This is a genomic window from Achromobacter sp., assembly GCF_050285585.1.
In the GTDB taxonomy this organism is placed as follows: Bacteria; Pseudomonadota; Gammaproteobacteria; order Burkholderiales; family Burkholderiaceae_B; genus Achromobacter.
The window spans coordinates 95,398-122,030 of record NZ_JBLZXF010000005.1 but is presented as its reverse complement, the minus strand read 5'-3'; the positions used below and the strand labels follow the sequence as shown (position 1 = coordinate 122,030).

The following is a 26,633-nucleotide window of genomic DNA, read 5'->3' as shown; positions in this document are numbered from 1 at the left end:
AAAGATTATTTAATCACAATTATGTAAGGGAATTAATTTACATAAGTGGCTAGATAAAGAAATCTAATTTCTTGCCGGGACAAGCACAATGCGTCGGTACACGAACTTCCCGGAGCACTCCCTATGTGCGGCATTGTTGGCGCCGTCGCCCAGCGCGACATCACCCCGATTCTCGTTGAAGGCCTCAAGCGCCTGGAATACCGCGGCTACGATTCCTGCGGCGTCGCCGTCTATGCCGACGGCCACCTGCGCCGCACGCGCAGCACGCAGCGCGTGGCCGAACTGGCCGAGCAGGTTTCGCAAGACAAGCTGCAGGGCTTCACCGGCATCGCCCACACCCGCTGGGCCACCCATGGCGTGCCCGCCACCCACAACGCCCATCCGCATTTTTCGCACCTGGGCAACGACGAGCCGCGCATCGCGCTGGTCCACAACGGCATCATCGAAAACCACGATGAATTGCGCGCCGAGCTCCAGGCCGTCGGCTATGTGTTCGAAAGCCAGACCGACACCGAAGTGATCGCGCACCTGGTCAACCACCTGTATGCCGGCGATCTGTTCGAAGCGGTGCAGAACGCCGTGCGCCGCCTGCATGGCGCCTATGCCATCGCCGTGTTCTGCCGCGACGAACCGCACCGTGTCGTGGGCGCGCGCCAGGGTTCGCCGCTGGTCGTGGGCGTGGGCCAGAACGAGAACTTCCTGGCTTCCGATGCGCTGGCCCTGGCCGGCACGACCGACCAGATCATCTATCTGGAAGACGGCGACGTCGTCGACCTGCAACTGTCGCGCGTCTGGATCGTCGACGCCAGCGGCAAGAACGTGGATCGCGAAGTGCACACCGTGCACGTGCACACCGGCGCGGCCGAGCTCGGCCCCTACCGCCACTACATGCAGAAGGAAATCTTCGAACAACCCCGCGCGGTCGGCGATACGCTGCAGGACATCGAGTCCATCACGCCCGAACTGTTCGGCGACGACGCCTACAGGATTTTCAAGGACATCGATTCCCTGCTGATCCTGGCTTGCGGCACCAGCTACTACGCGGGTCTGACCGCCAAGTACTGGATCGAATCGATCGCCAAGATCCCGGTGGCCGTGGAGATCGCCAGCGAATACCGCTATCGCGACAGCGTGCCTAACCCGCGCTCGCTGGTGGTCACCATCTCGCAATCGGGCGAAACCGCCGACACGCTGGCCGCGCTGAAGCATGCCCGTTCGCTGGGCATGGAAAACACGCTGACCATCTGCAACGTGTCCACCAGCGCCATGGTGCGCGAGTGCAAGCTGTCGTACATCACGCGCGCCGGCGTCGAAATCGGCGTGGCCTCGACCAAGGCCTTCACCACCCAGCTCACCGCGCTGTTCCTCCTGACCCTGGCGCTGGCGCAAACGCGCGGCAAGCTCACGGAAGAGCAGGAAGCCGAGCACCTGAAGGCGCTGCGCCACCTGCCGTCCGCCATCGGCTCGGTGCTGGCGCTGGAACCCCAGATCATGGCGTGGGCCGATCGCTTCGCCTCGAAGGAAAACGCCCTGTTCCTGGGCCGCGGCATGCACTACCCGATCGCCCTGGAAGGCGCGCTCAAGCTCAAGGAAATCAGCTACATCCACGCCGAAGCCTACCCGGCCGGCGAACTCAAGCACGGCCCGCTGGCCCTGGTGACGGAGCACATGCCCGTCGTCACCATCGCGCCGAAGGACGAGCTGCTGGAAAAGCTGAAGTCCAACATGCAGGAAGTGCGCGCCCGCGGCGGCGAACTCTACGTGTTCGCCGACGCCGACAGCAAGATCCAGAGCGCCGAAGGCATGCACGTGATCCGCATGCCCGAGAACTACGGCAAGCTGTCGCCGATCCTGCACACGATCCCGCTGCAGCTGCTGTCGTACCACACGGCATGCGCCCGCGGCACCGACGTGGACAAGCCGCGCAACCTCGCCAAGAGCGTGACGGTGGAATAAGCGCGAGCGGCGGGCTGTCCGCGTGAAAACGAGAAATAAGGTCGGTCGCGCGGAGTAAAGTCCGTCGCGACCTGAACGCCTAGCTTCTCGTCGAACGTTTGCCGATGTATTTCAACGTCACTTTTGTGTCAGGGCCGGGCGTCCACGCGAATGTTCAATCGCGTCGGCTGTGGTGTGCTCAGCCCGGACCGCAGGGCAAGCCGGTGGAGCGGCGCTTGTCGCGCAATCGAGGGCAAAGGCCTTAAGGGGCCCAGGCGTTCTTCCCTGTCAATTCTTCAATAATTCATCGACCATGAAGTCGATGAATGCTCGCAGCTTCGGCGCCAGGTGTTTGCTCGACGGCCACAGTAGCCAGAAGGTACCTTGATGCTCGACGTATGCATCAAGAAGCGTCACCAGTGCGCCCTGCCCAATGGCTTTCCGCACCATGTAGTCTGGCAGGCAGGCGATGCCCAGGCCGGCTAGAGCCACATCCATCAGCGCTGCCGATGTGTTGCACACCATCGAGGCGGGAAGCGTCCATTCCGAGGAACCTTGCGCACGTTTCAGGGGCCACGGCTCGAGCTTGCCGGTACTGGGAAATTTGTGTTGCAAGCAGGCGTGATGCCTAAGATCCGCGGGAGTCTCGGGCATTCCGCGGCCCGCCAGGTAATCGGGCGACGCGACAAGTTGCAGCCGGTAGTTGCCAAGCGGGCGCGACATGAGGCGCGAGTCTGCCAGTTGGCCCGTACGTATGACCACGTCAAAGCCTTCCTCGATCACATCCACCAGGCGATCCGAGAAATCCACGTCCAATTCAATGGCCGGATGGCGGTGCATGAAAGCGGTCAGAGCGGGCATAACTAGCATTCCGACCAGAGGCAGGCTGATACGCAGCCGCCCGCGCGGCGCTCGCCGCGTTTCAGCGAGTTCTAGTTCCGCCGCTTCGACTTCGCACAGGATGCGCCGGCAGCGTTCAAGAAATAGCGCCCCTTCCGGCGTCAGCGTCATGTTGCGCGTGCTGCGGTGGAAAAGGCGCACGCCCAGCCGTTCTTCAAGTCGGGACACGCTCTTGCCGATGGCCGACGATGACACACCGAGGTGACGCCCCGCTTCAGAGAAGCTTCTTGTTTCCGCGGCCTGGACAAAGAATGCGATACCGGTCAGGGATTCCATGGCTGCCCTTATTTAAGACAATTTGTCGTAAATGTTCAGAACATTAGCATTATTGTCTTATATTGAAGACGCCATCACCATGACTGCCTACATCAATTCGTGCCGATTCCGGGTTCCTTGTGCCCGTCCTCGGTACCCCAAAAGGCAGGAACCATGGAAATTTCGACAACGCCACCCGGACCCGGTGCCAACTCCGCCTCTTTTCCCATTGCATCACTTCTGGCCTTGGCGCTGGCCGGTTTCGTCACGATCCTGACCGAAGCTTTGCCTGCGGGTCTGCTCCCCCAGATCAGTGCCGGCCTGAGGATTTCCGAAGCGTTGGCCGGACAGCTTGTTACCGTCTACGCCATCGGTTCGATGGTGGCCGCCATTCCACTGACTGCTGCCACCCAGGGCGTGCGGCGGCGCCCGCTGCTATTGGCAGCAATCGCGGGCTTCGTGGTCGCCAATACGGTCACGACGTTTTCTGACAACTATGTCTTGACGATGGTGGCTCGCTTCCTCGCGGGCGTATCAGCCGGCCTGCTTTGGGCATTGCTCGCGGGCTATGCCGCGCGCATGGTGCCCGAGCATCAGAAGGGGCGCGCCATCGCCATTGCGATGGTGGGCACGCCTTTGGCGTTGTCGCTGGGTGTGCCTGCCGGCACGTTCCTCGGGAATCTGGTCGGTTGGCGGATCTGTTTTGGCATCATGAGCGGACTGGCGCTGGTGCTCTTGATATGGGTGAGCGTCAAGGTGCCGGACTATGCTGGACAGCCCGCGGCCAAGCGGCTGCCGCCAAGCCATGTGTTCACCATGCCCGGTGTGCGCTCGGTGCTGTTCGCGGTGCTGGCCTTCGTTCTCGCGCACAATATCCTCTATACCTATATCGCGCCGTTCCTGGCCGCAGTGCGCATGTCCGACCGGACGGACTTGGTGCTGCTAGTATTTGGCGTCACCTCGCTGCTGGGGATTTGGATCATCGGAGTGCTGATCGACCGCCATCTGCGCATGTTGACGCTCGCCAGCACGGTCTTGTTCGGCCTGGCCGCCCTGGCGCTCGGCATGGCGAGCGATGCTTCTACCGTGGTCTATGCGGCGGTGGGTGCCTGGGGATTGGCATTCGGTGGTGCGGCGACGCTATTCCAGACCGCTCTCGCCAAGACGGCCAAGGACGCGGCCGATGTCGCTCAGTCCATGCTGGTGACGGCCTGGAATATGGCAATCGCCGGTGGAGGCATCATTGGTGGAATGCTATTGGACACCTTTGGTGTTGCGGCATTTTCTCCAGCGCTTTTGGTGCTCCTGACAGCAATGCTGGCCGTGGTCTGGCATGCCAAGCGGCATGGTTTTTCAGCCGCTTGGAGATAAGTCGCGGAAGGCCTTCCCCAGTTCGCGACTCCGCCGGTGGAGCGCCGGCGGCACTCCGGGACGCGCGGGTGGCATGCAAGCCGACGCCCGAACTGGCGGTGGCGCATGCTGATGGCCCGGTACGCGCCCAGGTTCTCGCCGGGCGCGGCACGAATGATGCGGCGGCTTCTCCCGGTCAGGCGGGCGTCGCGCCAGCCATGTCGTGGTCCTGCTCACGAATCAGGCTCAACGTATTCAGGAACAGGTCCAGGCTCAGGATGCCCAGGCCTATCGTGGAGAGCACCGTCTTGCCGGATTCGTCCTTGATGACGACCTTTTCGGTCCAGGCGTTCAGATCGACGCTGCGCAGGCTGGACAGCGGAATCTTCCGTCCCTGTACTTCGAGCGCATCGCGGGTCAGCACGATGGGCTGGGTGGAGATGTTCAGGAACTTGCCGCTGATGCGCTTGCGCCAGACCTGGCCGCTGCTGATGTAGTTGAACGTGACCGCGCCGCCGGACGCCAGGGTGTCGAGTACGGCGGGCTGGCGCTCGCGCAGATACCGTTCGCGGACCAGTTGCTGGAAATCCATGAATTTCCAGAGGTGCTCGCTGATCCAGCGGAAAGGTTCGCTTGCATTGCGGCGATAGGCCAGGTTGGTCGCCATGCCGCTAAGAATGGTCTGCCCGGAACTGAACAGGTAGAGGTCCTGGATTTCGGCATAGGGCGTGTACTGCGCCTGCCCGCCGATGACCTGGGCAATGCCCTTTTCGTAGACATCGTAGCTGGCGCGGCGCAGCTTCTTCTGCCACACGGAAGCCGCGAAGGCGCAGAGCGCGCAGAACAGCAGGAAGCCGCTGGTGCCGAAGAAGAGAACGGGATTTTTCTGCGGCGCGATGGTGCTGAGGTACAGCACGAACCCCGCCGTGCCCAGGCACACGACTCCCAATATCACAAGAAAATAGACGAGGAACTTGCCATGGCGAAAGGTCTGGATCAGTTCGCCCGTGGAATAAGACTGAGGGTGCTGCATGGTAAGTATGATTTCCTTGTGAATAGCGGATTGCGCCAATGCGCCGAACGAACAAAGGGCGACTCGATAAGTCGCCCTTTGGGGTGTCGACGGGGCACCGGCCCGCGCGGATTGTAAAGGAGCGGCGGCGCGCCGCTTCATTCCAGATCGGGATGGCGGTCCGCCAGGCGCTGGCGGCGTTGCCGCAGCGCCTCCAGCTTGCCTTCCAGTTCCGCGATCTCCGCCTCCACATCGAGCACGCTTTGCTCGATGTGTTCGTGGGCCTGCTGCAGCAGGGCGCGCGCCTCGCGCCGGTTCGAGGCGGTCGGGGTGTCGCCTCGCAGCGGACGGTTGGCGGTTTCGGGCAGGAAGAAGGACGTGACGATGCCGATCAGCGATGCCGCCATCAGGTAGTAGGCGGGCATCATCAGATTGCCGGTTTCCTCGACCAGCCACGCGGCCACGGTGGGCGTGAGGCCGGCGGCGATGATCGCCACGTTGAAGGAGCTGGCCAGCGCGCTGTACCGGATCCGGGTGGGAAACAGCGCGGGCAGCGTGGACGCCATGACGCCCGTCAGGCAGTTCAGGAACACGGCGATGAACAGCAGCCCCAGGAAAATCAGGCCGGTGTTGTCGCTGCCCACGAACGAGAAGGCCGGCACCGCGATCACCAGCAGGCCGATGCTGCCGACCCGCAGAAAAGGCTTGCGGCCGATCTTGTCGCTGAAGAAGCCGACGACCGGTTGCACGAACAGCATGCCGATCATGACCACCACGATGATGAGCACCCCGTGCTCCTCGGAATAGCCGAGGCTGCTCGACAGGTAGGTGGGCATGTAGGTCAGCAGCATGTAGTAAGTGATGTTCGTTACCAGCACCATGCCGATGCAGACCAGCAGCGCCTTGCGGTACTTGGAGAAGATTTCGCGGAAGGACACGGCGGGCCGTTCCTGCACGGCGTCGCGATCCTCCTGCTCCATTTTCTCCAGCTGCTGGGTGAATGCCGGCGTTTCCTCGGCGGCATGGCGCAGATACAGGCCCAGCAGCCCTAGCGGGCCGGCGACGAAGAAAGGCGCGCGCCATCCCCAGTCCAGGAAGGTCCGCTCCCCGAGCGTCGCCTGCAGCAGCACCACCAGGCCCGCGCCCAGCACGAAGCCCGCGATGGAGCCGAAATCCAGCCAGCTGCCGAGGAAGCCGCGCCGGCGGTCGGGCGCGTACTCCGCCACGAACACGGCGGCTCCCGTGTACTCGCCGCCCACCGAGAAGCCCTGGGCGAGCTTGCACAGCAATAGCAGCACCGGCGCCCACAGGCCGATGGACTCGTAGGAGGGAATCAGGCCGATGCAGAAGGTGCTGATCGCCATGATGATGATGGTCAGCGAGAGCACCTTCTGGCGGCCGAAGCGGTCGCCCATCACGCCGAAGAAGACGCCGCCCAGGGGACGCACGAGAAAGGGAACCGAGAAGGTGCCCAGCGCGGCGATGGTCTGGACCGCGGGCGAGGCGTCGGGGAAGAACACCTTGCCGAGCGCGAAGGCGACGAAGCCGTAGACGCCGAAATCGAACCACTCCATCGCATTGCCTAGAGCGGCGGCCGTGACGGCCTTCTTGAGCTTGGTGTTGTCGATGACGGTGATGTCGCCGATCTCCAATGGCCGGACCTGCTGTGACGCCGGGGATATCTCTGCCATGAGCCAGTCTCCCATTGTGTGCAAGGTGCGCCGCGGCGCCCGCGGCGCGCTGCGATGCAAAAATTCTACTCCGCCAGCGCCGCGGCGTGGCTCCCGCCCGCGGATTTCGGAATTTACGGACTATCAGTTCGTCATATGCGGATTGTTCCGGGGATCGCCCGGCTCTAGACTGGATTCGTGTATTCGCCGCGCGCCGCCGGCCATCATGAGCGGGGGGGCGCGGCGATGGCGGGAGACCCTGATGGACCAGGTCGAGACCTTTGCCACCTTGCCGATGTGGGCGGGCTTCGTCGGGTTCGTGCTGGTCGTGCTGGCGCTGGATCTGTATGTGCTGGGCGGCAGGCACGCGCACCGCGTCTCGTCGCGGGAGGCGCTATGCTGGGTGTTCGCGTGGGTGGTCCTCGCCACACTGTTCGGCGCCCTGCTGTGGTGGTTCCTGGACGCTGACCTGGGCCGCGCCATCGCGAACCGGAAGGCGCTGGAGTTCTTTACCGGCTACCTGATCGAACTGTCCCTGTCGGTGGACAATATGTTCGTGTTCTCGCTGATCTTCGGGTACTTCGCCGTGCCGCTCGATCTGCAGCGCCGGGTATTGCTGTACGGCGTGCTGGGCGCCATCGTGATGCGCGTGTCCATGATCCTCGCCGGCGTGTGGCTGCTTTCCCAGTTCGCCTGGTTGTTCTATGTATTCGGCGCGCTCCTGGTCGTCACCGGGGCCAGGATGCTGGCCAAGGCGGACCACCCGCCGGACATCGCCCGCAATCCGCTGGTCCGCCTTCTGCGGTCATCCATGCGGATCACCAAGGACTATCACGGAGAGTCCTTTTTCGTGCGTATCGGCGGCTTGCGCTACGCCACGCCGATGTTCGTCGTGCTGTTGATGATCGAGGCCAGCGATGCGGTGTTCGCGGTGGACAGCATTCCGGCGATCTTCGCGGTCACCACCGACCCCTTCCTGGTGTTTACCTCCAATATCTTCGCCATCATGGGCCTGCGCGCGATGTACTTCCTGCTGGCCGACATGCGGGAGCGTTTCCGCTACCTCAAGCATGGCCTTGCCGCCGTGCTCATCGTCATCGGCGGCAAGATGCTGGCCGCGCCATGGCTCCACGTTCCCGTGCATTGGTCGCTCGGGGCAGTTGGCCTTATCCTGTTGGCGTCCGTTGGCGCCAGCCTGATTCTGCCCGGGCGGCTTGCGGCAAACGCCGCGCGTCCCAAGGCCAAAGCGTCAAAAACCGGAGATCCGCCATGAACACGATCATTCTTGCCACCGATGGGTCGAGCTACAGCGATGCCGCAGCGCGCTACCTGGTCGGAAGTTCCCTGCTCAACCGGGATTTCATCGTGCACGTGGTGCACTGCGAGCCCGACGTGACGGGAGATGTGCAGGCCTTCATCGGCAAGGCAGGCATCGACGCCTGGCACCACGAAGAGAGCGGCCGGGCGATGAAGTCGGTGGTCGACATACTGACCGAAGGCGGCGTGGCGTTCGAATGCCACGAATTGACGGGCCACGCGGCGGAGAAAATCGTCGAATACGCGGCCAGGATCGAAGCGGCCGCGATCGTGATGGGGTCGCACCACCGGGGTCAGTTCGTCGATGCCATTTTGCGGTCGGTGTGCGGGCGGATCGTCGCGAGCGCGCCCTGCCCGGTCCTGCTGATCTAGGGCCGCGCGGGCCGATGGGGCCCCCTGCTCGGGCGGATTGCATGGCGGGACGGGCCTGAACCCGTTCCGCGCGGAGTGGTATCTTCTGGACGTTTCCGTGCAATCCGCTACGCCCCATGTCCGACGTCCGTATTTCCGCCGATTCCCCGCCGCCTGACGCGCCTACCGGCAATCCGAGGCCCTTCGTCCAGGATTCGGGCACCCGGCGGACGCTGCATTTCACCGAGAAGGAAATCCAGAGCAGCATGTCGCTGCTCAATCCGGACGCGCTGGACCTCGAGTACACGCGGATGATGATGGGCTTCGTGCTGTTCAAGCCGGAACCCGCCCGCATCCTGATGGTCGGGCTGGGGGGCGGGTCGCTGCCCAAGTTCTGCCACCGCTATCTGGCCCGGACCGAGATCGAGGTGATCGAGATCGACCCGGACGTGATCGCCCTGCGGGACGCCTTCATGGTGCCGGCGGACGACGCCCGGTTCCGGGTCATCCAGGCGGACGCCGCCGAATACCTGCGCAATGCCGAAGACCACGCGGATGTGATCTTCCTGGACGGCTTCGGCGTGGGCGGCATTCCCGATGCCCTTTGCTCGGCCGGCTTCTACGCCGATTGCTTCCGCGCCCTGCGGGAGGACGGCATCCTCGTGATCAATTTCCACGTGAATCATCCGCAGCATCACGAGTACATGGACCGGGTGCGCGCCGCATTCGGGGCGTCGATGTTCGAAGTCGTGGACGACGACATGACCAACAGCATCGTGTTCGCCTGCAAGGGCGACCTGCTGGACGACCCCGCCGCCGCGGCGCTCCGGCGGCCAGCCGCCCTCCCCAAGGACGCCTGGCGTCAGCTGATGCCGACCATGCGCGTCATCGGGGCGACCCTGGTGCTGCGCTAGCGGAATCGGCCCGCCGGTCACCGCTTGATGAAGGCGATGACGTGTTGCTGGGTGCCTTTGTCGTTATCGAAGCCGCCATGCGTGCTGGAGGCGACGGGCGGCAGCCCGCCGCCTGTGGCATGGGCGCCCGCCGGCGAGACATGCACGGCGTCGCAGGGGATGCCGGCGTCGCGGAAATACCGCTCCATGCCGAGCAGCGGCGTGGTGGTGCCGCCCTCGAAGGACTCGCTCACCAGGTAAAGCAGGGACCGCCGGTACGGGCCGCAGGTGGGATCGTCCTCTTCGGCGCGGTCCGACAAGTGGAATTGCTGGTACCGCTTCACGCGGGTCTTCAGGTTCGGCACGACCAGCCGGCGGAAGGTATCCATCGTCACCGCCGGCGCCATGAGGCTCAGGGATTCGAGTTCGCCGCCTTCCGCCGCCAGCCGGTGCACGAAATGGCTGGCGACGATGGCGCCGGCCGAATGGCCCACGACGTGCAGGCGGACGCGGCCTTGGCCGACCTGCGACTTGAAGTGCCGGTACAGCATGATCATCGCCGCCTCTTCCTGGGCGCCGCCCTTGGGGACGGGCTCGCTCATGGCCTGGGCATTCTGTTTCATTTCGCCCCAGATCACGGTTCCAGGTCGCGCCAGCCAGCGTTCCAGGCGCTGATTCCACCAGCGTTCCAGACGCTCGCCGAGACCGCCCGTGGTCCTGGGGACGCTGTTGGCCGCGTCCTGGATGATGTTCTTCACCGTGGTGATGAAATCGGTTTCCCACATCAGGAAGACGGGAAAGATCTGCTTTTCGTAAAGCAGGGGTATCCACTCGGCCGCGGCCTGCGCGGCATCTTCCTCCCCGACCAGTCCGCCATGGGCATAAACGCACACGTCCATCGGCTTGTCCTTCAGCCCCCATTTGTCGCGCGCGGCGTTCATATGCACGTCCACGATGGCGCGGAGGTCGTCCGGCGTGGTCCTGAAGGTTCCGCTGTTGCTGAGCTTGCCGTTGTTGCCGATGTTGACGATGAACGGAGAGAGTTCGCGGTTGCGCAAGACGGCGCCCGCCGCGAGCGTGACTTTCCTGCCGTCCGTGCGCAGGCTGATGCTGTTGGAAATCTTTTCGTGCTCATGGGTGACGACGCCCAATTGGACGACCCAGCAGTCCATGGCGTTGCGCATCCAATCATCGTAGGTCAGCACCGCCATGCCGTGGGTGCCCCATTCCTCGCCCCAGGAATTCTGGATCAGGAAGCCGTCCTGCGTATAGCCCACGATGACGAAGGCATGGCCGTCCATCGCGGACTCCTGGTCGTTCGCAGGAATGATCCAGAAGGGCTGGGCGACCGGCGTGGCCGACGCCGCACGCGGCGTGACGCCATGGCCGGCGTCCCATCCGGCATGGCAACCGGCGCTCGCGTAGAGGATGCCGACCTCGTTGAGCGCGGCATGCATCTCGACAATGTTGCGCGTATCGACGCGGTAGTAGGCGCCCAACGGCCGCTTCACCGCGTCCAGCCACCAGTCGTCCTCCGTTTCGTTGGCCGCGGCGGGCATCTCGATGCCGGGGAACAGGGCCTGGGCGCAGGCGCCGTGCTTGAACCAGCCCTTGAGCGCGCCGCGCAGGCTCGACCCGTTGTCATCGACCGAGCCCGGAAATTCGTCGTAGCGCCTGGCCATCGAGTACAGCATGTACGGGGAAATGGCGGGGCGCGGCTCGCGTTCGGAGCGGCGCAGCAGATACTCGACGACAGTCGACAGGGCGAATCCGGTGCAGGCGGAGGTGTCGCCCTGGTGTTTTACCGTCAGCCCCATCGCGGGGATCATTTCCGTCTTCGGCGTGACGGAGATGTTGGGATGGAAGGCGATGTCGCGCGCATCGAAGGCGTCGGGCTTCGCCGCGCGGCGGAAGGGCAGCTCCGGTGGAAGCTTGCGGGCCTTGCGGGCGCGCGGCGTCTTGCGTGCGGAGGCCTTGGCGGCCGGTTTCCGGACAGAGCGTTCCGCTTGCTTCCTGGCAGCCATGGCGGCCTCCCTAGTCGTCGGCCGGGTCGGGGTCTGTGCTGCCGGCAGGACGATACGGCAACCGTGCCGGGCAACGGCCGTTGCAGGGATATATAGGCGGAGCCAGGCCGGGCCGCCACTATCCGAAAGGATTCCCCCCTTAATTCGTACCGGTATGCATTGACTGGCCAGCGTTGCGCGCCGCCCACCCGAGCAAGGAATGGTCCTGGTCCGGCAGCGCTACCCATTGGACGCCTACCGGCAAACCCATGTCCGTGACGGCGGTGGGCAGGTGCAGCGCCGGCCAGCCCAGCAGCGACCAGACACGGTTGAAAACGGAGGAGCCGGTGGACTGCAGGCCTGCGGGCGCAGGGCCGGGGGCGCTGGGAGTGACGATGAAGTCGACCTCGCCGAAGCGTAGCCGCCATTCGCGCGACAGGCGTTCGCGCGCGCGCTGCAGCCGCGCGTAGTCGGCGTGCGGGATGTCCAGGCCGCGCTTGACCGCTTCCCGCAGCACGGGCGACATCAGGCCGGCCTGCGCGCTGCGCGCGAGCGGCTGCAGGCCGCGCGCAAGCTCGGCGAGCATCGTCTGCGTGTGGATGTGCAGCAGGGATTGCAGATCGGCGTCCAGGACGGGCGCGGCGACGGTGGCGCCCTGTTCCTGCAGCCGCGCCACGCAATCGTCCAGCGCCTGCCGCGAGGCGGCGTCGAGCTGGCCGATCGTTTCGCAGCCCAGCAGCGCGACGCGCGGCGCGCGCGCCGGTTCAGGCTGCGGTTCGCCCCGGGGCAGCAGCACCGATGCCACCGCCTGGGACTGAGACACCGTGCGGCTGAACCAGCCGATGGTGTCCAGGGAGTCGCACAGCACGCTCATGCCCTGCCGGTGGACGCGGCCGAACGTGGGCTTGAATCCCACGACCCCGCAGAATGCCGCCGGCCGGATCATGGAGCCGCCCGTCTGCGTGCCGAGGGCGATGTCGACCATGCCCGCCGCGACCGCCGCCGCCGAGCCGCTGGAGGAACCGCCCGGCGTGTGCGTGGCAAGGCGGGGATTGCGGGTGGGGCCGGGCGAGGCATAGGCGAATTCCGCGGTGACGGTCTTGCCTATGGGAACGGCGCCCGCCGCGCGCAGCTGCGTCACGCAGGCGGCGTCCCAGCGGGCCGGCTCGGCCGATGTGGCGGGCGAGCCCGAGCGCGTGGGCATGCCCGCCACGTCGATGACGTCCTTGACTCCCAACCCGGCCCCCGCCAGCGGTCCTTGCAAGTCGGATGCGGGCGGGCATGCCAGTTCTTCGGGCAGCCAGGCCCAGGCCTTGATGTCAGCGTCCCGGGCCTTGCTGCGGGCCCATGCTTCACGCGCATCGAGCATTATTGGACCTTGATCTGTTTCTGGCGGATCAGCTGCGTCCAGCGCTCGCTTTCGCTGGCGATGAAGGACCGGAACTCCTCCGGCGTGCCGCCCGCGACCTCGCCGCCCTGCGACTCGACGATGTCGCGGTACGGCTTGTCCTGCAGCGCGCGGTTGATGTGTTCGTTCAAGGTCTTGATCACGTCGGGCGGCGTGCCGGCGGGCGCGACGACCCCGAACCAGTTCGAGACCACCATGTCCGGCAGGCCCAGCTCCTTGAACGTCGGAACGCCGGGCAGCCCCGGCACGCGCTTATCGGAGGCGACCGCCAGCATCTTGATGCGGGGCGCGGCCCCCGTGGCGTGCGGCAGGAAGAGGCTGGGCAGTTCGATATAGAAGTCCACATTGCCCGCGATCAGGTCATTGACCGCGGGCGCTCCGCCCCGGTACGGCACGTGGGTGGCGTTCATGCCTGCCTGCTCCTTGAACAGTTCGGTGCCCAGGTGCGAGGCGCTGCCGGCCCCGGTGGAGGCGTAGTTCAGCTTTTCAGGATTGCGCTTGGCGTCTTCGATCAGCGCGGCGGGACTGGCGTACGGCGATTTGTCGTTCACGCCCAGCGCCATGGGGCCCCGTTCGATGAGCGCGACGGGCGCCAGGTCGCGCGCCGGGTCGAAAGGCATGGTGTACAGCGCCTTGTTGACGGCGAGCGGCGCGAAGTTGCCCAGGCCGATGGTGTAGCCGTCGGGCTTGGCGGTAGCGATCTGGCCGGTGCCGATGTTGCCGCTGGCGCCCGGCTTGTTGTCCACCACGACCGGAACGCCCAGCGAGTCGCTCAGCTTCTGCGCCAGCTGGCGCGAGCGCGTGTCGGAGCTGCCGCCCGCCGCGTAGGGCACGATGAACTTGATCGCTTGCGTTGGATAGGCGGTCTGCGCGCCGGCGCTGGCCGAGGCCAGGGAAAGGCCGGCGGCGAAGACGCTGGCGAGCAGTCTGATAGTTGCGGTAGTCGTGCGCATTGCATCCCCCTGATAGGCAGGGGAGTCCTCCCCTGGGCGTTGATTGTCAGCGCATAGTAGGAAAGAGCCTATTAGGTTGTCTAATACCTTATTCTCTGACTATTGATTCACGGAAAAAATAAATGCTGATCGATAGCCGATTGCTACAGGTGTTTGCGGTGGTGGCCGAGGAACTGCATTTCGGCCGGGCCGCGCAGCGCCTGCATTTGAGCCAGCCGCCCTTGAGCCAGAGCGTGCGCAAGCTGGAAGAGGAACTGGGCGTGCAACTGCTGGAAAGAACCACCCGCTCCGTCCGCCTGACCTCGGCGGGGGCCGAATTGCAGCGCCGCATCGGCCGGATGGCGGCCGAGCACGAGGCAACCGTGCGCCACGTGCGGCAGGCAGCGAGCGGCGATGCCGGCCAGCTGACCATCGGCCTCACGCCCAGCGCGGCGTACTCGAACGTGCCGCAGGCCCTGTTCGCATTCCGTCAGCGCCATCCCGGGGTCATGCTGGACCTGCAGGAAATGAACTCGAGCGAGATGCCTGAAGCCCTGCACAAGCGGCGGCTGGACCTGGCGCTGCTGCGTCCGCCATTCGCGGATGCGGACCTGGCGCCGGTGCCGCTATATGCCGAGCCGATGGTGCTGGCGCTGCGGGGCGACCATCCGCTGGCGGCCAAGCGCTGGGTAACGATGGCGCAGGTGCTGGATCTGCCGCTGGTGGGCTATGCCAGGGACCGCTCGCGCTATTTCAGCCAGGTGCTGCGGCAGATGATCGAAGCGGCGGGAAAGCCGGCCAACATCGTGCAGGAAAGCATGATCCCGACGATCCTGACCCTGGTCGAGGCGGGCTTCGGCGCGGCGGTGGTGCCCGCCTCGCTGGCGCGGATGCGCATGGACATCCTGGCCTATGTGGGCATTCGCGGGCCGGGCGCGTTCCGCGCGGAACTGGCCGCCGCCCGCCATCCCGACAATCCCAATCCGTCTATCGACGCGTTCGTGGCGATCATGCGGGAAATGTCCGGCAAGCAAGCCGGCGCGCGCGGCGGCCGCCCCGGCGCCTAGCGCGGCCGTCATGTCCTGGCTGCAGACGGGGTCAGTCCCAGGCGGCGGCCAGGCCTTCCGGGTTCACCTCGCGGCCATTGCGTTCCAGCGCGGCGATTTCAGCCATGTCCTCGGCCGTCAGGCGCAGTTGCCTGGCCAGCAGATTGCTGGCCAGGTTCTCGCGCTTGGTCGACGAGGGGATCACGGCGTAGCCCAGTTGCAGCGCCCAGGCCAGCGCGACTTGCGCTGGCGTGGCGTTGTGGCTCTGGGCGATCCGGCCGATAACCGGATCCTTCAGCACCTTGCCATAGGCCAGCGTCATGTACGACGTGACCGGAATGCCCTGCTCCTTCAGGAAAGCGGTAAGCGCGGCGTTCTGCAGATAGGGACTGAGTTCGATCTGGTTGGTCGCGATCTGGTCCTTGCCCACGGCCGCGATGGCCGCGCGGGTTTCGGCAATGGGGAAGTTGGAAATACCGATCTGGCGGGTCAGGCCCTGCGCCTTGGCGTCGGCCAGCGCCGTCATGAATTCGTCGATCGACACGCCGTTGCCCGGCGCCGGCCAATGGATCAAGGTCAGGTCCACGTAGTCGGTGCGCAGCTTGGCCAGGCTGTCCCTCAGGCTGGGCGCGAGTTTGCCGCGGCCATAATTGGGAACCCAGATTTTGGTGGTGAGAAACAGGTCGTCGCGCGATACGCCGGATTCAGCGATCGCCTGGCCGACCTCGGCTTCATTTTCATAGATCTGCGCGGTGTCGATGGCGCGGTAGCCCACGTCCAGCGCGTTGCGCACCGAGTCGACGACAACCTGGCCTTGCAGGCGGAAGGTGCCGACACCGAAAGCGGGAATGCTCATGTAAAACTCCTGGTGGTTCGTTCCGTCGGGCGGGGATGCCTGGGAATGCGATCAGTGTGCCCGTGCAATCCTTGCAAAAAAAGTCCCATATCAGCGAAAGACTTTTGATATAAATGCAACTATGAAGACGACACTCGACGAAATGCAGGTCTTTATCGCCGTTGTGGACAGCGGTTCCATTACCGCTGCCGCGGACGTGCTGGGGCAGACCGTATCGGCCGCCAGCCGCGCCATGAGCCGGCTGGAGGAAAAGCTGCAGACCACACTGATGCGCCGCACCACGCGCCGCCTCGCGCTGACCGAGGAAGGCCGCGCCTACCTGGAGCAGGCCCGCAAGATCGTGGCCGCGGTGGAAGAGGCCGAGGAACTGATGAGCCTGCGCCGCAATCAGCCGGCCGGACTGCTGCGGGTGGACGCGGCGTCGCCATTCATGCTGCACGTCGTGGTTCCGCTGGTGCCGGGCTATTGCCGGCGGTATCCGCAGGTGGAGCTGGAACTCAATAGCAATGAAGGCAACATCGACCTTCTCGAACGGCGCACGGACCTGGCGATCCGCATCGGACGCCTGAAGGACTCGTCGCTGCACGCAGTGCCGCTGGGCAGCAGCAGAGTGCGCGTGCTGGCCAGCCCCGCCTATCTCGAGAAGCACGGCACGCCCAAGAATGTGGCGGACCTGGCTTCCCACACACTGCTCGGGTTCAGCCAGCTGGAAGCGCTGAACGAGTGGCCGTTGCTGGATGCTTCCGGCCAGCCGCTGCGCATCGTGCCTGCCCTGAAATCGTTCAGCGGGGAAACCCTGAGGCAGTTGGCGCTGCATGGCGCGGGCATCGTGTGCCTGTCCGATTTCATGACGCGCGGCGATCGGGAGACGGGCGCCTTGCGGCAGCTTTTCGCCAAGCAGACGCTGGAAGTCAGGCAGCCGATCAACGCGGTGTATTACCGCAATACCGCGATCTCGTCCCGCATCAAGTCCTTCATCGACTACATGGCGGGCGCGCTGGGGCCCCGCGGATTCGAGTAACGGAGCGCCGCCGCATGCGAAATCTGGATTTCAGTTCCTGGCAAGGCCTGCTCTCGACGTTGCTGGGGCTGGCATTGATCACCTTGATCGGCGTCGGCGTCCGCTTGCTGGTCATGCAGACGATCCAGCAGCGCCGCGCCCGCGAGAACCGGCAGATCAATGAACGCCTGCGCACGTTGATCGCGGCGTACAAAACGCTGGGCGGATCGTTCACGGGCAATCTGGCGGTGGATCCGCGGCATCTGCGAGACCTGCGGCGCGAAGAGGCCGGCGCGGCGGAAGAAGGCCAGCCCGTGCCGCTGCGGCCCGGCGGGGACCGCGCGCGCCGCATGCGCGACGCGACGGAAGCCGCGCTGTCCGACATCATCCTGCTGGGAACCGAAGAACAGGTCAGGCTCGCGGCCCAGGCGGCCTCCGACCTGGTGGCGGGCCGTCCGGTGCATACCGCCGAGTTGGTGGTGTCGCTGCGTGAATTCATCCGCCGGGTGCTGGACCTGGAGCCGGTGCCCGCGCAGCTGAGCATTCCCCGCCAGGGCCCCGCCCGTCCCGCTTCATCGGCGCGCGGCAAGGGCGACGGCGGAGCGAAACCCGGCGGCGGTGGCGGTGGCGGTGGCGGTGGCGGCGGCGCGGGGGCCGGGGGTGGCATGCTGATGGGCGTGACCTTGGACCACGACCGCCATCCGTAGAGCGGATGAAGCGCGAGATTGCGTAAGCGAGGGCGCCGCCCGCCAACGCGCGCCCGACAATTGCGTTCTTGCGCTGGAACTCCCGCGCCGCGCCCTTCCTACTGCGCGTTCGCCGACTGCGAGGATTCGTATACCAGCGTCGCCAGCGTCAGGTCTTCAAGCGCGCTGCCCACGGCCTTGAACACGGTGATTTCCTCGTCGTTGCGGCGGCCTTGCAGTTGGCCCGCGGCAAGCTGGTGCAGGTTGCCCTTGATGCCTTCCCGCGTGAGCACGCCGGCATCGAAAGCGGCCAGCAGGTCACCGGACTTGGTGGGCGCCTCGTCGGTGTCCACGTAGACGCTGGTGCCGTCGAAGCATGCAGCGTCGGTTTCGCGCATGTCGGGCTTGAAGCTGCCGATCAGATCCAGGTGCACTCCCGGACGCAGCCAGGCTCCCCGGATCAACGCGACGGTGGACAGCGTGGCGCAGCTGATGATGTCGGCCTGGCGCGCTGCGCCTTCCAGGTCTTCGCTGGCCTGGGCATCGAAGCCCAGCGCGCGCAACTGCTCCGCCAGCCTCTGCGCGCCGGCGTGCCGGACGTTCCAGACCAGCACGCGCCGGATGGGCCGCACCGCGCGCATGGCCGGGGCGACCAGGCCGGCGATGCGGCCGGATCCCACGATCAGCAGGGTGCTGGCGTCGGCGCGGGCCAGGTAGTCCGCGCCCAGCGCGGCCGCGCCTGCCGTTCGGTAGACCGTGACGACGTCGCCATCCACCTGGGCGATCGGCACGCCGGTGGTGGCGCTGTACAGGTTGTACGTGGCATGCAGGCCAGGCAGGCCCCGATGCGTGTTTTCGGGAAAGATGTTGATGATCTTCACGCCGAAATAGCCGCGGTCGCTCCAGGCCGGCATGATCAGCGACGTGCCATGGGCATTGCCCGACTGGATGGCGTGGACATGGCGCGGCGGCACCGTGGCTCCGTCGCGGAAGGCGTCGCGCAAGGCGGGGATGACGGCGTCGAAAGACAGCGCGTCGCGGGTCTGTTCTGTGTCGATGAAGCGCATGGGATCCGGTTCGGTCGGTCTGAGGACTGGGGCCTGCGCAGCTCCACATAGTGCGAGCAAGCCTCAGGGGCAGTCTAGCAGCGCGGCCGGCGCGCCGCTCCGGAGGGGGCCGGAGGGGGCGGGCACGGTCTATCAATCTTTGCGCAGGCGTCATAACGCCCCGTTATCGGGTGCGCATATCGAGTGCCGCTCGAATTCCGAATAATCCTTTTGTTTCAACCGCTTGCGTCGATCTCGATGCGCGGCCGCCAAATCGCTTCATAGTGGATTTCCCTGGGTCCACGGCGCCCAGTCCCGCTGGCATTCTTCGACCACCGTAGCGCCTGGACGCACAGACAAGAGGTTGTTTCATGCCGAGTTCAGTTCTCCCCTCCACAGGATGGCCCTCGCCGGCCTGGCCTGCCCGCGGACAGCGCCGCGCGACCGGGGCGGGCTTCGCATGATCCGGCAACTTCTCAACCGCCTCACGATCTCGCTGCCCGTCTTGCTGGGTGTGGTGGTCGTGTGCTTCGTGCTATTGCAGGTCGCGCCCGCGGATCCCGCGGCGGTGATCGCCGGTCCCACGGCAACGACCGAGGAGCTGGCGCAGGTGCGGCAGGAGTTGGGGCTGGATAAGCCGATGGCCTACCAGCTGTCGCTGTATATGTGGCGCCTGCTGCACCTGGACCTGGGCCGGTCGATGATCTCCAACGTGCCGGTGATCGACGAAATCGGCAGCACGATCGGCGCAACGGCGGAGCTGATGCTGGCAAGCGTGGTGTGGTCGATTCCGCTCGCGATCCTGCTGGGCACGCTGGCCGCCTATCGCCGCGGCAAACTGATGGACCGTTTCGTGATGACGCTGTCCGTCGTGGGCGTATCGCTGCCGGTGTTCTGGGTCGGACTGCTGCTGGTGCAGCACGTCGGTGGCGCCGGAATCCTGCCCTATATCGGACGCAACGGCCCGATATGGACGATCGCCGGACTGGAATCCATTGCGCTGCCCGCGTTGACCCTGGGTTCGGTACTGATCGGCCCCGTGGCGCGCATTACACGGACCGCCGTGATCGAAACGCTCAGCGGGGACTACGTGCGCACGGCGCGCGCCAAGGGGGCCGGCGAGCGCCGCGTGGTGATGCGCCATGCCCTGCGCAACGCGCTCTTGCCCATCGTGACGCTCGTAGGCCTGCAGGTGGGAAATCTGCTGGGAGGCGCCGTCGTCACCGAGCAGATCTATTCCTGGCCCGGCGTGGGCCGCATGGCCGTAGGCGCGATCTTTGCCGGCGACTTCCCGCTGGCCCAGGGAGCGATCCTGGTGACCGCGCTGGGCTTCATCGTCATCAATCTGATCGTGGACCTGCTTTACGGCTATCTGGATCCGCGGGGGGCCAAATCGTGAGCGCAGGAACCACTTCTTCCCTCGGCGGCCTGGCGCCCCAGGCCACGGCCACGCCGCTGTCGCGCGTCGCGTCGCGCCTGCGCCGGGATCCCATCCTGCTGCTGTCGCTGTTCGCAGTGGTCGCCATCGTGCTGATCGCGATGTTCGCGCCCTGGCTCGCGCCCCACGATCCCTATTCGACCAACATGTCCATCGCCCGCAAACTGCCGGGCTGGACCTCATCGGACGGCGTAAGTTATCTGCTCGGCACCGACGTGCAAGGCCGGGACATCCTGTCGCGCATCATCTACGGCATCCGCGCCACGCTAATGCTGAGCGTGCTGGCGGTGATCGGCGGATCGGGCATCGGCGCGATTCTGGGCATCCTGGCCGCGTACTATCGTCCGCTGGAAGGCGTGATCATGCGCGTCGTGGACGTGCTGCTATCGTTTCCCGCCATCCTCTTCGGCCTCAGCCTGTCGGCATTGCTGGGGCCCGGCACCCTGAGCATGGTGCTGGCGCTGGGCGTGTCCGCCATCCCCGGCATGGCGCGTATCGCGCGCGGCTCGGCCATGGTCGTCATGAAGCAGGAATACATGGAAGCGGGCCACGCCATGGGTTTCGGCAATTTCTATCTCATCACGCGCTACCTGCTGCCCAACTGTTCGTCGATGTTGATGATCTACGCCACGTTGCAGCTTGGCCACACGATTCTTCTGGGCTCCGTACTGTCGTTCCTGGGGCTCGGCCCGCAGCCGCCGTTCGCGGAGCTGGGCAGCATGGCTGCCGACGGCCGCAAATTCCTGCAGATATTTCCGCACATCTCGACGATTCCCACGATGACGATCTTCTTCATCGTGCTGGCGTTCAACCTGCTGGGCGACAGCCTGCGCGACGCGCTGGATCCAAAACTGCGGTTCTGAGCCGCGGCGAGCCTGACCACACAACAGACCAACTCCGGGGAACCGATATCATGAAGATCACAAAGGGCCTGGCCCTCGCGCCGTTCGCGTTGACCTGCCTGCTGGCCGCGCCGGCGCCCGCGCTCGCGCAGTCCGACAAGACCGTCCTGATCCTGCGGGAGCTGGACACCGACAAGTACGACCCCCACCGCACCACTGCGCGTGGCGCGGCCGAAGTGCTGTTCATGGCGGCCGACACCATGGTGGGTCTCGACTACGACATGAAGACGCCCGTCCCCGCGCTGGCCAAGAGCTGGACCGTTTCGCCGGACGGCCTCACCTACACGTTCAGCCTGCGCGACAACGTTACGTTCTGCAGCGGCAGGAAGATGACGGCCAAGGATGTGGTTGCCAGCTACGAGCGCTGGTTGAACCCTGAAACCAAGGGGCTGGAACGCTGGCGCGCGGGGCCGGTGGACAGCATCACGGCGCCCGACGATGCCACCGTGGTCTACCGGTTGAAAAAGCCCTACAACGAGCTGCTTCAGCAGATGGCCCACTACATGCATTCGGTCATCAATATCGACCAGGTCAAGGAACTGGGCCAGGACTACGGCGTCAAGGCTTTCGACGGCACGGGGCCGTACTGCTTCCAAAGCTGGTCTCCGCGTAACGAGGTCGTGCTGACCAAGCATGCCGGATACAACTGGGGCCCGGCAATTTACAAGGATCCGACCCCCAAGGTCGACAGAATCGTCTGGAAGATCGTGCCGGAAGAGAGCACCCGCCTGACCGCGCTGCAGAGCGGTCAGGCCGATCTTTCACGCTACCTGCCGCAATGGGCCATCAAGGACCTGAGGGCCGACAAGCGGCTGTTCGTCAGCAAGGCGGATCCGTTCTACTGGACCTTCTTCCTGGGGTTCAAGATCGATAAGCCCATGTTGACGGACGTGAACGTGCGCCGCGCCATCAACCTGGCCATCAACCGCAAGGCGCTGACCGAGGCCATTACTTTTGGCGAGGCCGTGCCGGCGACGGGCATGCTGGCCACCAGCACTCCTTCAGGCAAGAACGAAGCCTACCGTTACGATCCCGCCGCGGCCAACAAACTGCTGGACGAGGCCGGCTGGAAGAAGCAGTCCGACGGCTATCGCTACAAGGACGGCCAGAAGCTGTCCCTGTTGCACTATGGCATCACGGGTTACTGGAAGGACATCATGGAGGCCGTGCAGGGCGACATGAAGAAAGTGGGGGTCGACCTGCGGGTGCAACTATTCGACTCGACCTCGGCATGGGGCAAGCTGGCCACCCAGGAATTCGACGAATTCAGCATGAGCTTCGGCTACATGAGCACGGGAGAGGCGCTCAACAGCTACTTCCTTTCCAACAGCATTCCCACGCCGAACCGAATGAACTGGAAGGATGCGGAGACTGACCGCTGGCTGGCCGAAGGCAGCGAGGCGCTGGATGCCAAGGAAGGCGATGCCATCCTGTCGAAGGCGCTGACCAAGATATCCGACGGCGCCGCGTGGATCCCGCTGTACCACGATTCCCTGTACCTGGTGGGCGGTCCGCGCATGAAGCCGATGCGCGCGCACGGCATCTTCGGCGCCGCTGCCTACAAGGGCCTGGACATCGAGTTCAAGTAAACCGAGCCCGGCGGTCGGGCACAGGCCGGGCCGCCGCTTTTCCAATTTCAGCTGCACAGAGAGTCTCCCGTGAGCGATAGCAATCAAGCCCGCATCACCCATATCAAGAACCTCGCCACCCTGGTGGCGTGGGACGCGGAACTGGGATCGCACGTCTATATCGAAAACGCCGACCTGGTGATGCGCGGCAACACGGTCATCCATGCCGGCGCCGGCTACTCGGGGCCGGCCGATGCCGTCGTGGCGGGCAACGGCCTGATGGCGATGCCGGGCCTGGTGAACATCCATACCCATCCGTCCTCCGAGCCGGGCAACCGCGGCCTGCTGGAAGAGTTGGGCAGCGACAAGCTGGGACAGAGCTCGCTGTACGAATACATGCCCGTGTTCCGCATGGGCATCGAGACCGCGCAGTACGCCAATCAGGTCGCGGTGGCGGAGATGCTGCTGAGCGGCGTGACCACGTACGTGGACATGTCGTTGCCGCGCCCGGGCTGGGCGGACGTGGTCGCGGCCACAGGCATTCGCGGAGTGCTCGGCCCCATGTTCCGGTCCGCCGCCTGGCGCACGCCCGACGGCCATTCGGTGGAGTACGCCTGGGATGAGGCGGCGGCAGTCAAGTCCTTCGAGGCCGCGCTGGACGTCGTCGATAGCGCCATCAGGCATCCCAGCGGCCGCCTGAGCGCGATGCTGTGTCCGTCGCAGATCGACACCTGCTCGCCGGCGCTGCTCAAGCAGGCGCGGGCAGCCGCCCGCCGGCTGGGCATCCCGATGCAGATCCATGCGGCGCAGAGCGTGGTCGAGTTCTCGGAGATGACGCGCCGCCATGGGCGCACGCCGATCGAATGGCTGGACGACCAGGGGCTGCTGGATGGCGACCTGATCATCGGGCACGGCATTTTCCTGAACGATCATCGCGCGCTGTATTGGCCGCATGCGGACGATTTCGGTCTGCTGCAGCGCTCGGGCGCGCATGTGGCGCATTGCCCCACCGTGTTCGCTCGCCGCGGGATTGCGCTCAGCTTCCTGGGGCGCTATTTGCGCGCGGGCATCAACGTCGGTATCGGCACGGACACTTTCCCGCACAATATGCTCGACGAAATGCGGCTGGCCTGCTATGTCGCCCGCCTGCAAGCGGGCCATTTCCGCGCGGCATCCACCGAGGAGGTGTTCAACGCCGCCACGGTAAACGGCGCCCGGATGCTGGGCCGCGACGATATCGGCCGTATCGCCGTGGGCGGCAAGGCCGACTTCTCGCTTGTCGACCTATCGCATCCGTACATGCGGCCCGGACGCGAGCCGCTGCGTAGCCTGATCTACTCGGCGGGCGACCGCGCCGTTCGCGACGTCTACGTGGACGGCGAACAGGTCGTGAAGGACGGCCGGCTGCTGACCATCGACCTGGAAGCCGCCATGCAGCAAGTGGAGCGCGCCCAGGCGCAGACGATCGCGACCGTGTCGCAGCGCGACTATGCCGGCCGCAACATCGACGCCATGTCGCCGCGCGTCTTCCCCAGCCGCGCCTGACGGAGAACCTCCATGAGCGAGACCTTGTTGGCGGTCGAAGGCCTGAGTGTGGAGTTCGGTTCGCGAGCGCGGCCGTACCGCGCCGTGAAATCCCTGGATTTCACCATCGGACGAGGCGAAACCGTGGCGCTGGTGGGCGAATCCGGCTCGGGAAAATCGGTCACGGCACTGTCCATTCTGCGTTTGATCGAGCGCGCCGGAGGACGCATCGCCGCTGGCGCGGCCCGTTTCGTCCCGCGCGACGGCCGGGAGGTGGACCTGTTCCGAATGAAGGAATCCGACCTGCGCCGTATCCGCGGCAATGAGATCTCCATGATCTTCCAGGAACCCATGACGTCGCTGAATCCGGTGATGACCGTGGGCGACCAGCTCGCCGAGGTCTATCTGCTGCACCAGGACATCTCGCGCGAGCAGGCCTGGGCCCGCGCCCAGGCCATGCTGGCGGCGGTGAAAATGTCGGAGCCCGAGCGCCGCATGACCCAATACCCCGGGGATTTGTCCGGCGGCATGCGCCAGCGCGTGATGATTGCGATGGCCCTGGCCTGCCGGCCGCAGTTGCTTATCGCCGATGAACCGACGACGGCGCTGGACGTCACGGTACAGGCCGAGATCATCGATCTGATCCGCGATCTGCAGCGCGAAGTCGGCATGGCTGTCCTGTTCATAACGCACGACATGGGCGTCGTGGCTGAGATAGCGGACCGCGTGGTGGTCATGCGGCACGGTGACAAAGTGGAAGAGAACTCGACCGTCGCATTGTTTGGCGCGCCGGGGCAGTCCTACACGCGCGACCTGCTCGCCGCGGTGCCCAAATTGGGCGACGGCTCGCCGGATGAAGCCGCCGTGCAAGACCGTCCGACCGTGTTGCAGGTCTCGGGCCTGGCCAAGCGATTCCCCGTGAAGGCGGGCGTGTTCGGCAAGGTGGTGGCCAACGTGCATGCGGTCGAGGGAGTATCGTTCGACCTGCGGGCCGGCGAGACGCTGGCTCTGGTGGGCGAGTCCGGGTCGGGAAAGTCGACCACGGGGCGCCTGCTGATGAAGCTGGTGGCTCCTACGGAAGGATCGATCCGCCTTGCCGGACAGGATGTCACGCATATGCCGCCCGATCAGATGCGCGAGATGCGGCGCCACATCCAGATGATTTTCCAGGATCCCTATGCTTCGCTCAACCCGCGCTTGCACGCCTGGGACCTCGTCAGCGAGCCGCTGAAGGTGCATGGCGGCTACACCCGCGAACAGCGCCGGGAACGGGCCGCGCAATTGTTGGAGCGCGTCAACCTGCCGCGGGAATTCCTGGACCGCTACGCGCACCAGTTTTCCGGCGGACAGCGCCAGCGCTTGTGCATCGCGCGCGCGTTGAGCGTGAATCCCAAGGTCATCGTCGCCGACGAGCCGGTGTCGGCGCTGGATGTGTCGGTCCAGGCGCGCGTGATCGAATTGATGAAGGAGTTGCAGGCCGAAATGGGGCTGTCGTACCTCTTCATTTCGCACGACATGGCGGTCGTGGAGAAGGTCAGCCATCGCGTGGCCGTCATGTACATGGGCCAGATCGTCGAGATCGGGCCTACGCAGGAGGTGCTGCATCGGCCGCGCCACGCGTATACGCAACGGCTGCTGTCGGCGGTTCCCGTTCCCGATCCGGCGCGCCGTCACCAGCGGGCCGCAAGAGCCGCGCGCGAGATCCCCAGCCCCATCCGCAAGGTGGGCGACAATCCGCAGGTGGCGCGGTTGGTGCAGGTTGCCGCCGGCCACTACGTGCAGCAGGCGGCCTGACGCCTCGGCGAGGGAAAGGCCGCCGTGTTCAAACGCGGCCGAAGATCCTTCCCGCCGCCATCGCCACGGCGGCCTGCGTGGGCTCCACCACCGGCAACCCGCAAGCCTCCTGCAGCCGGTCGCGCAGATCCGCCATGCCGGCGCATCCCATGATCAGCACGTCGGCGCCGTGCGCGTCGCGTAAAGTCGCCGCCACCGCCGCCATGCGCTGGAACGCCAGTTCGGCATCGGCCAGCTCGCTCACTTTCATGTCCAGCGCCAGTTCGCCGCAAATGCGTTCGGCCACGCCCATTGCCCGGAAGTAGCGAAGATGGCGCGGGATCGAGGCGCTGGCGATGGCGATCACGCCAATCCGCGTGGCCATGCTCATTGCAGTGAGTACCGAGCATTCGCCGATGCCCAGCACGGGCACGCTCACCAGGTCGCGCAATCCGTGCAGTCCCGGGTCGCTGAAGCACGCCACGATGAAGGCATCGGTTGCCGGGGCTTCCTGCCGGAACAATGGCACCATGGGCGCGATGCTGGCGTCGGCTTCAGCCTGGGTCTGGATGCCGGCGGGCCCGCCGGTCGAGGTCAGGCAGCGGAATTCAAGCGGCAAACGGCGGAAAGGTTCTACCGCGCGACTGATGGCCTCGGTGACCTTGGCCAGGGAGTTCGGGTTGACAAGGGTTATGCGGGAGGCGGACATGATTGAGTAGAATTCCTGCAAAAGAGGCGGGCCGGCGCCGTGGGCGCCCTGCCCAGATC

The 26,633-nt window shown here is 65.4% G+C and carries 22 protein-coding genes; 13 read left to right on the top strand and 9 right to left on the bottom strand.

The window, feature by feature from the left end; genetic code table 11:
* Positions 1 to 123: 123 nt before the first annotated feature.
* A complete protein-coding gene (gene glmS, locus ACN6PJ_RS09675; protein ID WP_427995653.1) occupies positions 124 to 1,956 on the top strand; it encodes a glutamine--fructose-6-phosphate transaminase (isomerizing) in 1,833 nt (610 codons plus the stop codon).
* Positions 1,957 to 2,223: 267 nt separating this feature from the next.
* On the opposite strand, the gene ACN6PJ_RS09670 is transcribed toward glmS, so the two are convergent.
* Positions 2,224 to 3,111 carry a LysR family transcriptional regulator gene (locus ACN6PJ_RS09670; protein WP_427995652.1) on the bottom strand — a complete coding sequence of 296 codons (888 nt, stop codon included), beginning with the start codon at positions 3,109 to 3,111 and terminating at the stop codon, positions 2,224 to 2,226.
* A 153-nt stretch (positions 3,112 to 3,264) separates the two neighbouring features.
* On the opposite strand from ACN6PJ_RS09670, the gene ACN6PJ_RS09665 reads away from it, so the two are divergent.
* Positions 3,265 to 4,461 carry an MFS transporter gene (locus ACN6PJ_RS09665; protein WP_427995651.1) on the top strand — a complete coding sequence of 399 codons (1,197 nt, stop codon included), beginning with the start codon at positions 3,265 to 3,267 and terminating at the stop codon, positions 4,459 to 4,461.
* Positions 4,462 to 4,636: 175 nt separating this feature from the next.
* Here ACN6PJ_RS09665 and ACN6PJ_RS09660 read toward each other — a convergent pair whose 3' ends face one another.
* On the bottom strand, positions 4,637 to 5,473 hold the full coding sequence (locus ACN6PJ_RS09660; protein WP_427995650.1) for a hypothetical protein: 837 nt from the start codon (positions 5,471 to 5,473) through the stop codon (positions 4,637 to 4,639).
* A gap of 137 nt (positions 5,474 to 5,610) precedes the next feature.
* Complete coding sequence (proP, locus tag ACN6PJ_RS09655; protein WP_427995649.1) at positions 5,611 to 7,143, bottom strand: glycine betaine/L-proline transporter ProP; 1,533 nt, start codon at positions 7,141 to 7,143, stop codon at positions 5,611 to 5,613.
* 241 nt (positions 7,144 to 7,384) lie between these two features.
* On the opposite strand from proP, the gene ACN6PJ_RS09650 reads away from it, so the two are divergent.
* The 3 genes from ACN6PJ_RS09650 to ACN6PJ_RS09640 all read left to right on the top strand — a co-directional run bounded on the left by ACN6PJ_RS09650 (position 7,385) and on the right by ACN6PJ_RS09640 (position 9,704).
* On the top strand, positions 7,385 to 8,395 hold the full coding sequence (locus ACN6PJ_RS09650) for a TerC family protein (RefSeq protein WP_427995648.1): 1,011 nt from the start codon (positions 7,385 to 7,387) through the stop codon (positions 8,393 to 8,395).
* The gene (locus tag ACN6PJ_RS09645) at positions 8,392 to 8,811 is read left to right on the top strand and encodes a universal stress protein (RefSeq protein ID WP_427995647.1); all 420 of its coding nucleotides are present in this window, start codon (positions 8,392 to 8,394) and stop codon (positions 8,809 to 8,811) included. Before ACN6PJ_RS09650 ends, ACN6PJ_RS09645 begins: the two co-directional genes overlap by 4 nt.
* Before the next feature lie 116 nt (positions 8,812 to 8,927).
* Entirely contained in the window at positions 8,928 to 9,704 is a 777-nt protein-coding gene (locus tag ACN6PJ_RS09640; RefSeq protein ID WP_427995646.1) for a fused MFS/spermidine synthase, read from the top strand.
* Positions 9,705 to 9,721: 17 nt separating this feature from the next.
* On the opposite strand, the gene ACN6PJ_RS09635 is transcribed toward ACN6PJ_RS09640, so the two are convergent.
* The 3 genes from ACN6PJ_RS09635 to ACN6PJ_RS09625 form a co-directional block, all read right to left on the bottom strand.
* Positions 9,722 to 11,707: a hypothetical protein gene (locus ACN6PJ_RS09635; protein ID WP_427995645.1), complete on the bottom strand. Its 1,986-nt coding sequence runs from the start codon at positions 11,705 to 11,707 to the stop codon at positions 9,722 to 9,724.
* A 139-nt stretch (positions 11,708 to 11,846) separates the two neighbouring features.
* Positions 11,847 to 13,055: an amidase gene (locus ACN6PJ_RS09630; RefSeq protein ID WP_427995644.1), complete on the bottom strand. Its 1,209-nt coding sequence runs from the start codon at positions 13,053 to 13,055 to the stop codon at positions 11,847 to 11,849.
* Positions 13,055 to 14,047, bottom strand: a complete 993-nt coding sequence (locus ACN6PJ_RS09625; RefSeq protein ID WP_427995643.1) for a Bug family tripartite tricarboxylate transporter substrate binding protein — start codon at positions 14,045 to 14,047, stop codon at positions 13,055 to 13,057. Before ACN6PJ_RS09625 ends, ACN6PJ_RS09630 begins: the two co-directional genes overlap by 1 nt.
* Positions 14,048 to 14,169: 122 nt before the next feature.
* On the opposite strand from ACN6PJ_RS09625, the gene ACN6PJ_RS09620 reads away from it, so the two are divergent.
* Complete coding sequence (locus ACN6PJ_RS09620; protein ID WP_427995642.1) at positions 14,170 to 15,093, top strand: LysR family transcriptional regulator; 924 nt, start codon at positions 14,170 to 14,172, stop codon at positions 15,091 to 15,093.
* Positions 15,094 to 15,124: 31 nt separating this feature from the next.
* Here ACN6PJ_RS09620 and dkgB read toward each other — a convergent pair whose 3' ends face one another.
* Positions 15,125 to 15,928 (bottom strand): 2,5-didehydrogluconate reductase DkgB, encoded by an 804-nt coding sequence (dkgB, locus tag ACN6PJ_RS09615; protein WP_427995641.1) that lies wholly within the window; start codon positions 15,926 to 15,928, stop codon positions 15,125 to 15,127.
* Between the two features lie 121 nt (positions 15,929 to 16,049).
* Between dkgB and ACN6PJ_RS09610 the strand changes: the two genes are divergently transcribed.
* Together ACN6PJ_RS09610 and ACN6PJ_RS09605 are read left to right on the top strand one after the other, a co-directional pair.
* Positions 16,050 to 16,949 (top strand): LysR substrate-binding domain-containing protein, encoded by a 900-nt coding sequence (locus ACN6PJ_RS09610; RefSeq protein ID WP_427995640.1) that lies wholly within the window; start codon positions 16,050 to 16,052, stop codon positions 16,947 to 16,949.
* 14 nt (positions 16,950 to 16,963) lie between these two features.
* Positions 16,964 to 17,635 (top strand): hypothetical protein, encoded by a 672-nt coding sequence (locus ACN6PJ_RS09605; protein ID WP_427995639.1) that lies wholly within the window; start codon positions 16,964 to 16,966, stop codon positions 17,633 to 17,635.
* A 98-nt stretch (positions 17,636 to 17,733) separates the two neighbouring features.
* Here ACN6PJ_RS09605 and ACN6PJ_RS09600 read toward each other — a convergent pair whose 3' ends face one another.
* Positions 17,734 to 18,681, bottom strand: coding sequence for an ornithine cyclodeaminase family protein (locus ACN6PJ_RS09600; RefSeq protein ID WP_427995638.1), 948 nt, complete (start codon positions 18,679 to 18,681; stop codon positions 17,734 to 17,736).
* A gap of 439 nt (positions 18,682 to 19,120) precedes the next feature.
* On the opposite strand from ACN6PJ_RS09600, the gene ACN6PJ_RS09595 reads away from it, so the two are divergent.
* The 5 genes from ACN6PJ_RS09595 (at position 19,121) to ACN6PJ_RS09575 (ending at position 25,886) form a co-directional block, all read left to right on the top strand.
* Positions 19,121 to 20,059, top strand: coding sequence for an ABC transporter permease (locus tag ACN6PJ_RS09595; RefSeq protein WP_427995637.1), 939 nt, complete (start codon positions 19,121 to 19,123; stop codon positions 20,057 to 20,059).
* Positions 20,056 to 20,961 (top strand): ABC transporter permease, encoded by a 906-nt coding sequence (locus tag ACN6PJ_RS09590; protein WP_427995636.1) that lies wholly within the window; start codon positions 20,056 to 20,058, stop codon positions 20,959 to 20,961. Before ACN6PJ_RS09595 ends, ACN6PJ_RS09590 begins: the two co-directional genes overlap by 4 nt.
* A 50-nt stretch (positions 20,962 to 21,011) precedes the next feature.
* Positions 21,012 to 22,589 (top strand): ABC transporter substrate-binding protein, encoded by a 1,578-nt coding sequence (locus tag ACN6PJ_RS09585; RefSeq protein WP_427995635.1) that lies wholly within the window; start codon positions 21,012 to 21,014, stop codon positions 22,587 to 22,589.
* A 69-nt stretch (positions 22,590 to 22,658) separates the two neighbouring features.
* The gene (locus tag ACN6PJ_RS09580; RefSeq protein WP_427995634.1) at positions 22,659 to 24,113 is read left to right on the top strand and encodes an amidohydrolase family protein; all 1,455 of its coding nucleotides are present in this window, start codon (positions 22,659 to 22,661) and stop codon (positions 24,111 to 24,113) included.
* A 12-nt stretch (positions 24,114 to 24,125) separates the two neighbouring features.
* Entirely contained in the window at positions 24,126 to 25,886 is a 1,761-nt protein-coding gene (locus ACN6PJ_RS09575; protein WP_427995633.1) for an ABC transporter ATP-binding protein, read from the top strand.
* A 28-nt stretch (positions 25,887 to 25,914) separates the two neighbouring features.
* On the opposite strand, the gene ACN6PJ_RS09570 is transcribed toward ACN6PJ_RS09575, so the two are convergent.
* Positions 25,915 to 26,574: an aspartate/glutamate racemase family protein gene (locus ACN6PJ_RS09570; protein ID WP_427995632.1), complete on the bottom strand. Its 660-nt coding sequence runs from the start codon at positions 26,572 to 26,574 to the stop codon at positions 25,915 to 25,917.
* Positions 26,575 to 26,633: the final 59 nt, after the last annotated feature.